This window comes from Chryseobacterium sp. KBW03 (assembly GCF_003852415.1).
In the GTDB taxonomy this organism is placed as follows: domain Bacteria; phylum Bacteroidota; class Bacteroidia; order Flavobacteriales; family Weeksellaceae; genus Chryseobacterium; species Chryseobacterium viscerum.
The window spans coordinates 78,952-94,910 of the sequence record NZ_QAJO01000012.1 but is presented as its reverse complement, the minus strand read 5'-3'; the positions used below and the strand labels follow the sequence as shown (position 1 = coordinate 94,910).

At 36.0% G+C, this 15,959-nt stretch carries 14 protein-coding genes; 5 read left to right on the top strand and 9 right to left on the bottom strand.

The annotated features are described in order from the left end of the window. Positions 1 to 19 precede the first annotated feature (19 nt). The 3 genes from def to DBR39_RS20360 form a co-directional block, all read right to left on the bottom strand. Positions 20 to 601 (bottom strand): peptide deformylase, encoded by a 582-nt coding sequence (gene def, locus DBR39_RS20370; protein ID WP_124536166.1) that lies wholly within the window; start codon positions 599 to 601, stop codon positions 20 to 22. 56 nt (positions 602 to 657) lie between these two features. Next, positions 658 to 1,224, bottom strand: a complete 567-nt coding sequence (locus DBR39_RS20365; protein ID WP_124536164.1) for a Crp/Fnr family transcriptional regulator — start codon at positions 1,222 to 1,224, stop codon at positions 658 to 660. A gap of 157 nt (positions 1,225 to 1,381) precedes the next feature. Further along, a complete protein-coding gene (locus DBR39_RS20360) occupies positions 1,382 to 2,113 on the bottom strand; it encodes a hypothetical protein (RefSeq protein ID WP_124536162.1) in 732 nt (243 codons plus the stop codon). A 132-nt stretch (positions 2,114 to 2,245) separates the two neighbouring features. Between DBR39_RS20360 and DBR39_RS20355 the strand changes: the two genes are divergently transcribed. Then, a complete protein-coding gene (locus DBR39_RS20355; RefSeq protein ID WP_124536160.1) occupies positions 2,246 to 4,780 on the top strand; it encodes a phosphoenolpyruvate carboxylase in 2,535 nt (844 codons plus the stop codon). 190 nt (positions 4,781 to 4,970) lie between these two features. Here the strand turns inward: DBR39_RS20355 and DBR39_RS20350 are convergent, their stop codons facing one another. Continuing rightward, positions 4,971 to 6,572, bottom strand: coding sequence for a S8/S53 family peptidase (locus tag DBR39_RS20350; protein ID WP_124536158.1), 1,602 nt, complete (start codon positions 6,570 to 6,572; stop codon positions 4,971 to 4,973). 88 nt (positions 6,573 to 6,660) lie between these two features. Between DBR39_RS20350 and DBR39_RS20345 the strand changes: the two genes are divergently transcribed. The 4 genes from DBR39_RS20345 to DBR39_RS20330 all read left to right on the top strand — a co-directional run bounded on the left by DBR39_RS20345 (position 6,661) and on the right by DBR39_RS20330 (position 9,862). Continuing rightward, entirely contained in the window at positions 6,661 to 7,785 is a 1,125-nt protein-coding gene (locus DBR39_RS20345) for a DegT/DnrJ/EryC1/StrS family aminotransferase (protein ID WP_124536156.1), read from the top strand. Between the two features lie 3 nt (positions 7,786 to 7,788). Further along, positions 7,789 to 8,241, top strand: coding sequence for a hypothetical protein (locus tag DBR39_RS20340; protein ID WP_124536154.1), 453 nt, complete (start codon positions 7,789 to 7,791; stop codon positions 8,239 to 8,241). A gap of 8 nt (positions 8,242 to 8,249) precedes the next feature. Then, complete coding sequence (galE, locus tag DBR39_RS20335; RefSeq protein ID WP_124536152.1) at positions 8,250 to 9,272, top strand: UDP-glucose 4-epimerase GalE; 1,023 nt, start codon at positions 8,250 to 8,252, stop codon at positions 9,270 to 9,272. 137 nt (positions 9,273 to 9,409) lie between these two features. Beyond that, positions 9,410 to 9,862 (top strand): adenylyltransferase/cytidyltransferase family protein, encoded by a 453-nt coding sequence (locus DBR39_RS20330; RefSeq protein WP_124536150.1) that lies wholly within the window; start codon positions 9,410 to 9,412, stop codon positions 9,860 to 9,862. Positions 9,863 to 9,907: 45 nt separating this feature from the next. Here the strand turns inward: DBR39_RS20330 and DBR39_RS20325 are convergent, their stop codons facing one another. The 5 genes from DBR39_RS20325 to pnuC all read right to left on the bottom strand — a co-directional run bounded on the left by DBR39_RS20325 (position 9,908) and on the right by pnuC (position 15,903). Beyond that, complete coding sequence (locus DBR39_RS20325) at positions 9,908 to 12,496, bottom strand: TonB-dependent receptor domain-containing protein (RefSeq protein WP_124536147.1); 2,589 nt, start codon at positions 12,494 to 12,496, stop codon at positions 9,908 to 9,910. Between the two features lie 133 nt (positions 12,497 to 12,629). Continuing rightward, on the bottom strand, positions 12,630 to 13,655 hold the full coding sequence (mltG, locus tag DBR39_RS20320; protein ID WP_124536146.1) for an endolytic transglycosylase MltG: 1,026 nt from the start codon (positions 13,653 to 13,655) through the stop codon (positions 12,630 to 12,632). Positions 13,656 to 13,688: 33 nt separating this feature from the next. Next, complete coding sequence (dapF, locus tag DBR39_RS20315; RefSeq protein WP_124536144.1) at positions 13,689 to 14,456, bottom strand: diaminopimelate epimerase; 768 nt, start codon at positions 14,454 to 14,456, stop codon at positions 13,689 to 13,691. 89 nt (positions 14,457 to 14,545) lie between these two features. After that, on the bottom strand, positions 14,546 to 15,229 hold the full coding sequence (locus DBR39_RS20310) for a hypothetical protein (RefSeq protein WP_124536142.1): 684 nt from the start codon (positions 15,227 to 15,229) through the stop codon (positions 14,546 to 14,548). Then, positions 15,226 to 15,903 (bottom strand): nicotinamide riboside transporter PnuC, encoded by a 678-nt coding sequence (gene pnuC, locus DBR39_RS20305; RefSeq protein WP_124536140.1) that lies wholly within the window; start codon positions 15,901 to 15,903, stop codon positions 15,226 to 15,228. The genes DBR39_RS20310 and pnuC overlap by 4 nt, the downstream gene beginning before the upstream one ends. Positions 15,904 to 15,959 lie beyond the last annotated feature (56 nt).

Genomic DNA, 15,959 nt, shown 5'->3' with positions numbered 1-15,959 from the left:
TAATGTTTTGTAATCAAAATTATAAAAACTTCATCGGATATCCCACAGCAATATTCCCGCAGACAATTTTTTTAAGCTTAGACTCTATCAATTTTTTTGTAAGAGGTTTCAGGCGGTCGGTATATAAAATTCCCTGCGTGTGATCATATTCATGCTGGATAATTCTGGCTGTTAAACCCCTGAAGACTTTAGTATGCTTTATAAAATCCTGATCCAGATATTCAATAGTAATTTCCCAGGGTCTCTTTACCTTTTGAGAAAGTCCGGGAATACTCAGACATCCTTCATAATCTTCCCAGGTTTCTTCGGAAGTGTGGATGATTTTTGCATTGATAAAAGTTTCTTTTATGCCTTTGTCATTTTTCTCAAAGTACAGGATTCGGTCTTCCGAATCAAAATTTTCAAAAGCCACTTGACTGTCAGCAATGAAAAGCTGTAAAGGTTTTCCGATTTGAGAAGAGGACAGACCGCAGCCATTGGCATTTTCCATCGTATCCCACATGTCGGCAATCAATGTCTGTAGGTCAGGAGTATTTTTTTCAATCTGCAGGCATTTCTGCTTTAAAATGCGATTTCCATAGGCGAGAATAGATAAATTCATTGTCGTATTTTTCAGCAAAGTTCAGCAGAAGAGAAAGGATATACAATGAACCTATGTTAATTAATCTGTCTGCGGATTCTGCTTAAAGCCTGCGGTGTAATTCCGATGTAGGAAGCAATATATTTTAAAGGAACACGTCTCAGCATTTCCGGTTGTTCTGTAAATAACTTCAGATAGCGTTCCTTAGCTGTAAGTTTTAGTAAAGAAAGCTCTCTTTTGCTTTTGGCCAGAAACAGTTTCTCAGAAGCAAAACGTCCCAAATGATTCCCTACATTAGTCTGGCTGTAGATCTTCTGCAGATCATCATAGGAAATCTGCCATACCACAGTCTCTGTCAGAGCTTGCATTTCATACTCAGAAGGAGTTTGGGTAAGAAAAGAATCATAGGCACAGCTGAATTCTTTTTCAAAACTAAAACTGAAAGTATAGCCATACTCATCATCAGGAATATAAAATCTTACCAGCCCGGACTCTATAAAAGATAAATAATTCTCTGTATCGCCCTGCTGAGTTAAAATTTCATTCTTAGCAAAAACTTTTCTGTGGAAATGTCCCGCTATAAATGCCCATTCCGATTCCTGAAGCTTGACAATCTGTTCGTAATATTCTCTGATATATCCCATAGATATTTAAATAATCTATAAAATTACTGTTTTTTTAAAAGGTGGGCATTCCTCTTTTGATTGAAATTGATGAATCAATATATTTAAACTATCTTTATTTTAATGCTTTAACAATAAAAACAATATGAAAGTCTATTTTGTTTTTTTATCAAAACATTTAGTTGATCATATGCTCCACAAACGGAACAATTCGGCCATTTTCAATTTTACCTTTGATATAAACCGAATCACCATTTTTAAAAACATATTCTTTCACCAGCAGATTCGTTAAACCATAGGGTTCAAGAAATGAGTTAACCCATGGGTGCTGATCTTTTAAGAGAGAAATCTTATGATTTTCTGTTGGTCTATAATTTTTTAAATAGTAAGATGTTTTGTAATTGGTGGAGTAAGTGTCCTGTGTGAAATGTTCTGCACCACTTATATTATCTGCGATGCATAGTTTAAAATCAATAGGATATAATTGACCATTGACGGAAAGCTGAGCCCCTTTAGGATACTTTGCAATGACGCTGTAATCAAACTTTTCGTAAATTTCAGATGGACGTTTGGTCATTTTATAAGTACTATAATTAACATAACCAACACGAAGAAAATAGAATGCAGCCTCTTTTCCTGACATAGGGGAGATGATGGCTTTATCAGTATAGATTTTACATTTCAGAACCGGTAAAGCAGCAACCGAATCTAATTGTTCATTGTGATCATCCACAGCCTGTTGCATTGAGTTTATACTATTGGAAATGAAAAAGAGAAAACCTATTATTGAAGAAATAACAAGCAAAAAAAACAAACCAAATACCATTAAAATGACCTTCAGTCCCTTTTTATCGACCTTATTTCCATTTGTTTTGATATTCACATCGGCATTGAAGTTGAATCTGATCATGGTAAGTTTTTAAAAGGAAGCCAAAACTAATCAATTTTCCTGAACAAAAATTAATATAAATTTCATTTTTATCACTATATTTTTTGTCATTTGTCAATCTAATTAATTTCAAAATCACTTACATTTGTTACTATGATACACGACCAACGCGCAGAAAAATTCAGGCAGATTGTGGAAAATAAGTTCCAGATCTACAATTCATTATTTATGAGCCTGCCTTATGATAAAATGACGAATATTGGGATGCTGCTTCCGTTTCTTTATGAAGAAAGCAGAACCGGCTATGAAGCAGGGAAGACCCCTGAAGATATCGTTGAAGAGTTTTTTAAAAACCATACCGATCTTCAGAATGAAGAGCAAAAGCTTGAACTGCTTTTCAAAATCATTCAGTATATAGAAAGACAGGTGGTTTTGTTTGACAGTATTGAAGATGCGGCATTTCCCAACCTTCATTCTGAAAGCGACAGCGGTACGGTGACCAATCTTTTTGAACGTTCTTTTCAGGATCATAAAATTGAAAAAGTACGTGAAAAATTGAAGGATTTTAGTATAAAGGTTGTATTTACTGCACACCCCACTCAGTTTTACCCAAGCTCAGTACAAAGAATTATTCAGGATTTAAGAGGCGCTATTGCCGGTGATTCTGTCACTCAGATTGATATGCTTCTGCAGCAGCTGGGGAAAACACCTTTTGTTAATAAAGAAAAACCCACTCCGATAGATGAAGCCCTGAGTATTATTTCATACCTGAGATATGTGTATTATGATACCATTGGAGAGCTGTTTACAAAGATCAAAAAGACGTTTGGCAACGGGCATTTCCACCTTCATGAAGATATTATCCAGCTTGGTTTCTGGCCTGGAGGCGATAGGGATGGAAATCCTTTTGTAACTGCTGATGTGACAAAAAGAGTAGCGGAAGAACTTCGTTCAGCCATTCTGAAGTCGTATTACAGCCATTTGAAATTCATCAGAAGAAGATTGAGTTTCAGAGGGGTTTCTGAAGTTTTAACCCAATTAAGCGAAGAACTGTATGCTGCCATTTTTGATGGAAAAAATATTACGGCAGAAGATATTTTAAAGAAAGCTGATGAAGCAGAAAAAATATTGGTGAATGAACATAACTCTTTGTTTCTGGATCTTTTGGCTAATTTCAGAGATCGTGTAATGATCTTTGGGACTCACTTTGCTACATTGGATATTCGCCAGGACAGCAGGATTCATCAGAAAGTCATTGATGAGGTTTATGCAAAAGTATATGGAAAAGAAGAGGCAGATGATGAACAGAAGTTCAATCAGCTGATTCAGGTTTCTGAGAAAATAAATACAGAAGGTTTTGAAGATATTGTAAAAGATACCTTGTTAACAGTTTCACAGGTTTCGGACATTCAGAACCTAAACGGGCTGAGAGGAATGAACCGCTATATTATTTCCAATTCTGATGCGGTGAAAGATGTGATGAACGTCTATGCATTCTTTAAAGTTTGCGGGTATAAGGACGAAGAAATCAATATGGATATTGTTCCGCTTTTTGAAACGATGGAAGGTCTTGCCAATGCTGAGCATGTGATGAATGAACTGTATCAGAATCCTGTGTATAAAAAGCATCTTGAAAAAAGAGGAAATCAACAGACCATTATGCTTGGGTTCTCAGATGGAACAAAGGATGGAGGATATTTAAAAGCCAATTGGGAGATTTATAAAGCGAAAGAATTGTTGACAAAGCTTTCCGAACAGAATAATATTAAAGTTGTATTCTTCGATGGCAGAGGAGGTCCGCCAGCCAGAGGGGGAGGAAAAACCCACGACTTTTATGCTTCCCAAGGGAAAACGATTGCCAATAATAAAATTGAACTGACCATTCAGGGGCAGACGATCACCAGTATTTTCGGAAATAAAGAACAGGCAAAATACAACTTTGAGCAGCTGCTGACGGCTGGGGTAGAAAATGATGTATTCAAAAATGCAAAGAAAGACCTTACAGAAAAGGAGAGAGCTTTAATTATAGAATTAGCAGATATCAGTTACCAGAAATATTCTGATCTGAAAGCCCATCCTATGTTTGTTCCCTATCTTCAGGAGATGAGTACATTGGAATATTATGGGAAAACCAATATTGGAAGCCGTCCTTCAAAAAGAGGAAATGGAAGTGAACTGAAATTTGAAGACTTGAGAGCTATCCCATTTGTAGGTTCCTGGTCACAATTAAAGCAGAATGTTCCCGGGTTTTTTGGCTTTGGATATGCGATGCAGAAAATGAAAGAACAAGGGAGATTTGAAGAAGTAAGAGAACTGTACAAAGGTTCGGATTTCTTTAAAACTTTAGTTTTGAACTCAATGATGAGTATGAACAAGTCCTATTTCCCTTTAACGTATTATATCAAAAGCAATCCTAAGTTCGGTGCCTTCTGGAATGTTCTTTTCGATGAATACGAGCTTTCAAGAGATATCATGCTGGAGCTGACAGGATTTAAAATGCTTCAGGAAGAAGATCCATTATCCAGAAAATCTGTTAAGATCCGTGAAAAGATTGTACTTCCATTGTTGAGTATCCAGCAATATGCCTTGATGAAGATTCAGAAAGGAGAAGGTGATTTGGATGCTTATGGGAAACTGGTGACACGTTCTTTATTCGGGAATATTAATGCGAGCAGAAACTCAGCTTAAATTATTTAAAAGACAGAAATATCAATAGAAACGGGCTTTAGCCCGTTTTTTTATTATAAACCATTCAAGGAGCTTTAGCTCAAACTTATTTTTATGTTGTAATACGATCAAAAATAGTAATATATCTCCCGCAGATCACACAAATGTTTATGTTATAATGAATCTGTATAATCTGCGAGAAACAAATTTTTTATTCCTTTAAGAACTTTTCATACAAAACGTTATCCTTTGTCTGAATTTTCAGGTAATACGTTCCTTTCGCAAAATCCTCTACTTTTATCGATTTCTGGTTATTACTTTTTCTGATTAATCTTCCCAGGTTATCATAGATTTCCAAAGACATGATGTCTTGTTCTGAAGCGATATTGAGAATGTTTTTAACCGGATTGGGGAATATGGATAATTTTTCCTTTTTTACGAGTTCAGAAGTATTCAGAACGATGTTGTACAAGCTTCCGAAATTAAGAATACCATATCCTATCTGATCCGAATGAGCAGGATACAGGGAAGCGGTTTGTCTTAATCTTGTCCTTATTTGCTCTCTGTTCATCGTTGGAAATGCCTGGATAAGACACGCTACACCTCCCGCAGCAATGGGGGTAGCAATAGAAGTTCCGTTCACAATAAGAGTTGCATTATCATAAACTGTTGTGGTACCGGTACCCTGAGCACTTCCGTCAGGTTTTACCATTCCGAGAGAGTTGGGTCCGAAAGAAGAAAATCCCGATGCATTTCCGGCAGAATCTACAGATCCGATAGAAAATACTTTAGCATTATCGGATGGGGTCATAAGATAATGCCATGGCTGCTGTCCTGAATTTCCGGCAGCTGCAAGTACAAAGATTCCTTTTTCAGCAGCGATTTCTGCTCCGCGGGCAATGAAGGAAGTACTTCCATTCATATCTGCATAGGTATAATTGTAACGGGTATCATCAAAAACATTATATCCCAGTGATGAGGTAATGATTTCCACCCCTTTTCTGTCTGCTTCTTCAGCCGCCTCAATCCAATATAACTCTTCTTCCGGAACCTCTACGGCAGCATTTTCACTGCGGTAAAGATAGAAATCAGCATCGGGGGCAGCTCCTACAAAAATATTTTCCAGGTAGCCGCCGATAGCCCCTAAAACGACAGAACCATGCGGACTGAGCGCTGTATTATAAATATCCCCGGTTTTGGTTACAAAATCATAGGATGCCTTTATATGATTGCCTGTCCATAACCTTGAAAAAGCAGTTCCTGTGTTCACTGTGGGAAATCCCGCATCAATTACTGCTATAGAAATTCCAGTTCCGGTATAGCCGGCCAGGTGAAGAGGCCGTATATTGACCTGGTCTATTTGTCCTGCACCGGAACCATAGTTAAAATTGGTCAGTGTTTTATTGAGGATAATATCATCTTTCCATTTTACGGGTGCCGTTTTTATGGTAGTAGAATTGTTTCTGGCAAAGCTTTCAACGGATGAAACAAAAGATTGGGACTGAAGTAAAGTTTTTTGTGCCGGTGTGGCATTTACCGCTGCTCCGTTGAGCCATTTGGAATAATCTGTAACTACAAACCCTAAATTTTGAAGGTTTTGAAGGTAAGATTGTTCAATAGGAGCATCCTGATCATTAAGCGAAACACCTAATGCAGTACGTCTGTTGAGTGATTTCTGACTGAGTTCCGAAAGTGGATTCGCATAAAACGCAGCTTTGTTAGGCTTGTCTGTGAAATAAACAAAAACAAGTTCCGTCTGTGCAGATACGTTGAGATAACCAGTTAGGAAACAAAAGAGTAAAAGTTTTTTCATAAGATTATTTTGTATAAAGATAAAAACAAAATCAATAAAATTTTTGATAGGATTTTAAATTCCTTATTTTTACACAAATATTTATTATATGAAAAAAATTCAGATGGTTGACTTGCAAAGTCAGTATTATAAAATAAAGAACGATGTAGACAATGCAGTTTTGAATGTAATGGATTCTGCAGCATTTATTAACGGTCCTGAAGTAAAGTCTTTCCAGAATGAATTGGAATCTTATTTAGAAGTAAAACATGTGATTCCATGTGCCAATGGTACAGATGCCTTACAGATCGCTCTGATGGCTTTAGATCTGAAAGAAGGAGACGAAATTATTACAGCTGATTTTACTTTTGCTGCAACAGTAGAAGTAATTCACCTGCTTAAATTAAAATCAGTATTGGTAGATGTGGATTATGATACATTCACAATTTCTACAGAACAGATTAAGAAAGCAATTACACCAAGAACAAAAGCGATTATCCCGGTACATATTTTCGGACAGTGTGCCAATATGGAAGAGATTTTAAAAATTGCTGAAGAGCACAACTTATACGTTATCGAAGATAATGCTCAGGCAATTGGTTCAGAATACACATTCTCTGACGGGAGTGTAAACCAGGCAGGAACAATGTCTACGGTAGGAACAACCTCTTTCTTCCCTTCAAAAAATCTGGGATGCTACGGAGATGGTGGTGCTATTTTCACGAACAATGACGAACTGGCTCACCGTTTAAGAGGTATTGTAAACCACGGTATGTACGAAAGATATTACCATGAAGAAGTAGGGGTGAACTCTCGTTTAGACAGCATTCAGGCGGCCGTTTTAAGAAAGAAACTTCCACATCTTGATTCTTATAACGAAGCAAGAAGAAGAGCTGCAGATTTCTATGATGAAGCTTTCGAAGGAAATCCAAATATTCTGACTCCAAAAAGAGCGGAAAATTCTACCCACGTATTCCACCAGTATACTTTAAGAATTTTGAATGGAAAACGTAACGAACTTCAAAAATTCCTGACAGAAAAAGAAATCCCTGCGATGATCTACTATCCGGTAGCATTAAGAAAGCAGAAAGCATACTATCAGGAAAGTAATGATGCTGATTTTGTGAATACAGACAAGCTTCTGGATCAGGTAATTTCTTTACCTATGCATACCGAACTGGACGAAGAGCAGCTGAAGTATATTACGGATGCAGTGCTTGAGTTTATGAGATAAATTATGCTCCACGAAGAAAGAATATTAAAGCATAAGTTTGCGTATTTTTTTGCAATTATTTTTATCCTTTGCTGGATGATATTTTTTGCATATAACATGTTTAATATCTTTTTAAGAGGCTATGGATTAAAAGAAGAGTATAATACATTTAAAATACTTATTTATGTATTATACTTTTTAATACTTCCATTATTAACTGCTACATTTATTTGTATTTTTAGAGAATCAAGAAAGATGTTTTTTTATCTGAATATTTCTTTATTCTTAATGCTTATTTTTCATGCAGTAATTTTTAATGGTAAATATCAGAAAATAGAAAATCCTACTAATAAATATTTACTTTCTTATATATTTTTAAATATAATATTCGTTGTTGGCCCAGTTGTATTAATAAATTATTTTAAACATCATCCAGCAGGAGACGAAATAGAAAGTATAGGAAAACACAAAGATTAAAAATAAAAATGGCAATACTTGTTACCGGGGGGCTTGGATATATTGGTTCTCACACTGTAGTAGAACTTATCAATAGCGGCTTTGAAGTGGTTATTGTAGATGATTTATCCAATTCGGAGAGATTTATTTTAAACAATATAGAGGAAATTACAGGGACAAAACCTGCCTTTTATCCTTTTGATTTGAGAAGAAAAGAACTTCTTACTCAGGTTTTTGATGCTTACCAGATTGATGGATGTATCAATTTTGCAGCTTCTAAGGCGGTAGGAGAGAGTCAGATCAAACCTGTGGATTATTATGAAAATAATTTATTCTCATTAATTAATATTCTTCAGGAGTTTAAAGAAAGAGGAATTTCTAACTTTATTTTCAGTTCATCATGTACCGTATACGGACAGGCAGATGTAATGCCGATAGATGAAAATACTCAGTTGAAAAAACCTGAAAGTGTATATGGGAAAACAAAACAGATGGGAGAAGAAATCCTGATTGATTTTGCAAAAGCATATCACCGTAAAATTTCGGTATTAAGATATTTTAATCCTATCGGAGCCCATCCATCTGCAAAACTTGGAGAGCTGCCGATAGGAATTCCGAATAATTTAGTACCTTATGTGATGCAGACTGCTGCAGGAATGCGCGAGAAACTGAATATTTGGGGCGATGATTATGCCACAGAGGACGGAACACCTGTACGGGATTATATTTATGTTGTTGACCTTGCCAAAGCGCATGTTGCAGCATTGAAGAAGTTGATGGAAGACCCGACAAAAGATGCTGTGATTGATACTTACAACCTGGGAACTGGAAAAGGTTCATCAGTGTTGGAGGTGGTAAAAGCATTTGAAAAAGCAAATAATGTAGAAGTACCTTATCAAATCTGTGAGAGAAGAGAAGGAGATATTACGGTTGCTTATGCCAATCCTGAGAAGGCTCAGAAAGAACTGAACTGGAAGTCCGAAACGTCTTTGGAAGAATCCTTAAGAACGGTTTGGGAATGGCAAAAATATCTGAACACCAGAAATTCATAGACTTGGATATTGAGAAATATTCTGTGTCATATGAAAGAATAATTTAAAAAAGATCATAAAAACAAATTATAAAAACACCTTCTCTGAATTTTCTGTTTAGAATATTGATTTCAGCGAAGCTTTAATTTAACATTAATATGAAGACACAAAGAATAGGTATTACATTTTCCTCATTTGACTTATTGCATGCCGGGCACATCAAAATGCTTGAAGAAGCTAAAACTGTATGTGACTATTTAATCGTAGGACTTCAGATCGACCCATCCCACGATCGTCCCAACAAAAATAAGCCAAGCCAGACTATCGTTGAACGATATATTCAACTGAAAGCGGTGAATGCTGTAGACGAAATTATTCCTTATTATACGGAAGAAGACCTGTTGGATATCCTGAAATCTTTTGTAATTGATGTAAGAATCATCGGAGACGATTACATGGATAGAGATTTTACAGGGAAACAGTACTGCGAAGAAAAAGGAATTGAAATCTTTTACAATAAAAGAGATCACAGATTTTCCACCAGTGACTTAAGAAGAAGAATCTATGAGGCGGAAAAAGAAAAAGACGCCAGAATAGAAACTGTAAAATAAAATAATAAAAAATCCCGAAAAGTAATTTTCGGGATTTTTGTTGTATTACATTGGGCCACCGCCTTGTTCTTCGTCTCCTTTTGTATTGGAGTTAATATCTTTTTTAACTTTTGGTTTGGCATCAACCTTTTCACCCTGTTTGAATTTGTAAGTGAAAGACAAAGCAAATTGTCTCGGCTGCCATTGCATCTCCATTTCCCTGGTAAACTGTGCATTATCAGAGAAATTTTTCATTTTTCTTGTATTAAAGATATCTCGGATATTGAATCCGATAATTCCGTTTCCTTTCCAGATCGTCTGGCTTACCCCTAAATCTATACCATACATCGCTTTACGGTTATTCATGGCAGTTTTCTCAGCAGCTCTGTAGAAGCTCTGGATTTGAAAGCTTAAGTTCTTGGTAGGCTTGAAGGTATTGTTAAAACGAATTCTGTAAGAGAAACCTGAACCAGAAAAATCATTGAAGGTTTTCGGATTATCAGGGAATAAGTTGTAGCTTCCTGTATTTTTATACCCGTAAAGGTCAGCAGAAAGCATGATTTTCCACCAATTGAATGGGTCATAAGTTCCGTTAAGATCCAAACCGTAATTGGTTTCTGTTCCTACGTTAAAAGGAATTGTGTTTACGGCTCCTGTCTGATCTATATACTGATATCTGTTTTGCTCATCTTCAGACTTTCTGAAATATAAAGTCGGGTTGAAGGTGATTTTTTTATTCGAAAGGTTATATCCAAGCTCAAAAGAGTTTTCGTACGTTGGATTAAGGTTAGGATTTCCTCTGAAATAGTTTCTGTCATCATCAAAAGACATGAAAGGAATCAAAGAAAAAGCTCTCGGACGATTGATTCTTCTTGAATAATTTAACAAGATCTGATTGTTTTTCGCCAGATCATAGCTTAAAAATACAGAAGGGAAAAACTTGGTATAGTTCTTATTGACTTCCGGAGTATTTGCCGGATTTCCGTTTATATCAAAATTCTGGAAGTTGACATCAATTTTTGAAGTTTCACTTCTTAATCCTAACTGATAAGCAAATTTTTCTCCGATTTTACTTTTAAACTGAGCATAAAGTCCCAAAATCTTTTCAGAATATACCGTGTTACTTGTAAAATCATACCTTGTATATGCAGGCTGTCCATTATTAATTTGATCTACAAAATAATTGTAGGTATTTCTATTATAATCATAACGTGCTCCAGCTTCTAATTTAGATTTTTCACCTATTGGAAGTTCATAATCTATTTTTCCGATGAATGTATCAGTTTTAGAATCTGTGCTTACATTATTAGTAATGTTGCCAAGAGGCTGTAAAATATTTTGAATAAATGTTCTCTGGACAATTTTATTGGTTCCGTCTGTTTTATTCGTCTGGTAACTTGCAGATGCAGATAATAACTGTCCGTTATCTCCAATTTTCTGGTCAAGCCCAAAGTCAAACTGAGTGGCCAGGTTTTTATTGTTTCCGTAGCTGTTTCTTTCTCTTAAAACATTGCTTACACCAGAAGTAGGAGTAGTATACTGCCTTTCATTATAAGAATTAAGACCTGTTTGATCGGTGTCAAAACTTCTGATCATTCCTGAGAAGTTGATAGAAGTTTTATCACTGAAATCATGAGTGAAACCTGCCGTAACGTTGTAAGTGTCACTTTCTCTTGTTGTTTTACCATTTTGTTGAGAATACTGTGTAAAAGGGAATGCATCAGAAGCCAGGCTGTTGATGTCATCCTTTCTTGTCGTCGTATTTTTCATGGTACTTTCGTTTTTCTGATAGCCGCCGCCGCCATTCAGGAACCATGTCCAGTTGCCTTTTCTCCAGTTAAGGTTGGCGTTAAGATTGGTTCTTGGAAGATAGCCCAAAGTTCCGGTTACAGTACCATTGAAGCCCATTTTCTTATCCTTTTTAAGAATGATATTCAGGATACCGGCAGTTCCACTTGCTTCAAATTTGGAAGAAGGGTTGGTAATTACTTCAATTCTTTCGATCTGATCAGCTGGAATACTTTGCAATGCATTAGCTCCGTCATCTATTCCAAGAAGGGAAGATGGCTTTCCGTTGATCAAAAATTTCACATTGGAATTCCCTCTCATAGAAACAGTTCCGTCCGTATCTACAGAAACTGAAGGAACATTGGTTAAAACATCCTGAAGATTTCCTCCTTTGCTCACAATGTCCTGTGAAGGATCGTACGTTTTTTTGTCGAGCTCTACTTTATATGCTTTGGTTGCAGAAGCGGTGATAACAACACCCTGAATTTCTTTTGTTTTCCCGTCAACAGTTGAGGTTGCTTCAGGCTCAATAGATAATGCTCCGATATTGCCTGCTGCTGTAATGTTTTTGCTGATTACACTTTTTTTGTAATCAATCGCCTCTACTGTAATGTCATAATCTCCTGGCATAAGCTGAAGCTTATACTGTCCCTTTTCATCTGTCAGTACGGCATCGCTCAATGACTTGGTCGCTTTATTGCTAAATGTGACTGAGGCATAAGGAACCGGCTGGTTTTTTTTGTTGACAATAGTCCCTGAAACGCCTGCCTTATCCTGTGCAAAAGCCAGTGCTGCCGCCGAAAGTACCAGGGTTAGTCCTAAAGTTTTTTTTGTGAAAATATTGACAATTTCTGTCTTATTCTTCATAGGTTATTTTTTTGTATAAAATCGTGAAAGAATAACCCTTAATGTTTTTCATATCCATATCAATTTGATATTTAAAACATTATGGTCGTTTATTATTTTTCTAGCTGTATAAATTTTTAGGTGCTTTCTAAGCTTATTTTATATTTTTTGAGTTCAGCCAGTTCTGATAAGCCTTTGCATTCACAGCGTGCTCTTCAGCGCTTGCTGTAAACTTATGGTATCCAAATCTTGCCGGATCAGCACACATAAATATATAATTGTTGTTTTCCGCATTTAAAACAGCATCTATTGAATTCTTATCCACTACACAAATCGGTCCCGGAGGAATACCTGCATTGGCATAAGTGTTATAAGGTGATGGTGTAGACAAATGCTTATATAATACTCTTTTAATAGATTCTTTAAAATTAGTCTGCTTATTGATCGCATAGATTACCGTAGGATCAGACTGAAGTTTCATGCCTTTTCTGTAACGGTTTAAATACAATCCTGCAATCGTTTTCATTTCATCTTTCTTTCCTCCTGATTCCTTATACACAATAGAAGCCAGAGCATAGATCTGATCTCTTGTAAGACCGGATTGCTGTTCTCTATTTTTTCTTTCACTTGTCCAGAAATCATTATACTGATTCTCAAACTTTGCGAAGAATTCTCTCGGACTTACTGTCCAGAAGAATTTATAAGTATCAATGAAAAAATATTTTTTTAAATCTTCAAGATTTTTATAGCCTTTCTCCTGTGCCACTGCATCCAGATCATTGACAAAATGTAATGAATCAATTTCTGTTTTTTTGGTCACCTTGCCGATCATCTGGTACATATCTCCAAAATCTCCGATTCTGTAAGAATTTGCTGTTTGATTACCCGCTTTAATCATATTCACAAGGTTTTTGTTTCCCGTTCCGCTTTCGATGTGATAACGCCCGGCTTTAAAATTGGCATCAAGACCTTTCTCTTTAGCCACAGCTTCAAAAGATTCCCTGTCTTTAATATAAGGAGCAATAGAGTCGAGGATCTGTTTAAAACCTGCTCTATGAGGAATCAGAACATACCCGTCCTTTTCTACGTTGTTTCCTAAATATTTATTATAAAATCTCAAACCAAAAAATCCTGCAGCTACAAAAACCAGCAGAATGATAATGAGAATAGCTTTTTTCATTCTTATTAAATGTTGATTAAAAGTTTTTTGTTTTTAAAGAAGATCTATTTTACCTCTAAAAACTTGCTTTGCAGGACCTTCCAGCCAAATATTCTGGAATGCATCACCACTTTTTTCAGCATATACTTTAAGATTTCCACCTAAAGTTTTAACTTTTACAGAGGTTAGATTATGTTTTTGTAGAAAAGTTAAAGCAGAAGCTGTAACTCCTGTTCCACAACTGTAAGTTTCGTTCTCAACGCCTCGTTCATAGGTTCTTACAAAAATTTCATGATCAGAAATTTTTTCTACAAAGTTGACATTGATTCCTTTTTCTTTATAATTTTTAGAATTTCTGATGCCATATCCTTCGTCATAAACAGGATAATCTTTCAGATTGTCTACGTATTTTACATAATGGGGAGATCCGGTGTTCAGAACAAAGTCATTTCCATCATGTGAAACAGTATCTACATTGATCATTTTCAATTTAATGATTCCGTTATGGATTTCGGCTTCATGTTCCCCGTCAGTAGCAATGAATTTGCATTTATCTTCAAAAATGTCCAGGAAAAAAGCAAATGCCACAAGACATCTTCCGCCGTTTCCACACATGGTACTTTCCCCTCCATCAGAATTGTAGTATACCATTTTGAAATCATAGCCAGGATCATTTTCCAATAGAATAAGACCGTCAGCTCCTATTCCGAAACGTCTGTCACATAATTTTTCAATACTCTCCTTATCTTTAGTAAATTGCAGATCACGATTGTCTACCATTACAAAATCATTCCCTGTTCCCTGATATTTATAAAATTCCATATTTTCTTGTTAAATGAAGAAGCAAAATTAATATATTTAAAATGAAAAACGAACAGTGTTAGCTGTTCGTTTCCTTATTTATAATCGTTTTATCTAAAGCCGCCTCCGCTGCTCTGTTGTCTGGTTGAACCACTGCTGCCACTGCTTTGGCTGCCTGAGCTGTTTCTGAATCCGCCACCGGAAGATTCTGATCTGGTGCTGCTTTCAGAATTTCTGAATCCACTGTTATTTTGGCTTCCCTGAGTATTCTGAATACCGCTGCTTTGATTTCTAAATCCACCACTGTTCTGGTTTCTGAATCCATTGTTTTGGCTATTCTGATTTCCCTGGTTGTTCTGATAACCGCTGTTTTGGTTTCTGAATCCGCCATTGTTGGTTCTGTTACTATTATTGTTGAAACCTCCGCCGTTATTATATGAACCGTTGCTATTGGTCGTACGTGTATTCTGGAATCCATTTTGAGGTCTTGAAGAAGCAGTAGATCTTCTTTCTACGTAGACTTTTCTTCTGGAGTTATTATAATTATCATAATAATAAGGCATGCCATTATCATAGTAGTAATTAACGTTGTTTCTGTAATAATAGCCATCATTACCGTAATACCCGCCAGTTCCGTAATATCCGGAAGGAGCATAGTAATATCCGTTGTTATAATAGGGATCACCGTATCCATAACCACCATTATTGCTTCCGTATCCATCGGTATATGCTAAACAAGATGTTAAGCTGGTAATAGCAAAAATACTGAATGCTATTTTTAATAAATTTTTCATGACTTTATTGTACTTTTTTCTTTAAAACTTTTTTTCCAATTAAGGTATCCTAAGATAGCCATTATAGTAAATACCAAATATTGAACCGAAGTGATCCCAAGTCCCTTAAAAATCATCATAGGGATGCAAATAAGATCTCCAATAATCCAGAAAATCCAGTTCTCAATGCGCTGTTTGGCCATAAACCACATTCCTACTAAAAATATTGAAGTGGTAAAAACATCCATCCAATTGGCCCAGTCCAGATGATACAATCCTAAACTGGCTCCCTCCATAGAAAACTGATTATCGATATAAGGTTTGTAATAATAAATAAGAGTAACCAGTGCCAGACTGAGGATAAAAAGGAGGGTGGCATAGATCCATTCCTTTTTAGTGGCCCAGGTAACCTCCACGTGAACATTGTCTTCGGAATTTTTTGCCCACAAAATCCATCCGTAGACACTCATCACAGAATAATAAACATTGATCAGACAGTCTCCCAATAATCCGAAATTGAAAAGAATATAGACATAGATCAGCGTAGAAATAATTCCGGTAGGATATACCCATATATTTTTTTTAATCGAAAAATACACACTCAAGGTTCCGAAAATTGCCCCCGCAGCTTCCAGTATAATCTGTAGAGCATCGTAGTTTTCATAGGGCTTTACGAAAAGATCATATATATTCATGTTATCAAAAATAAAGAAAATTTAAGACTTATTAAAATACTTTGAATGAGGTGCTG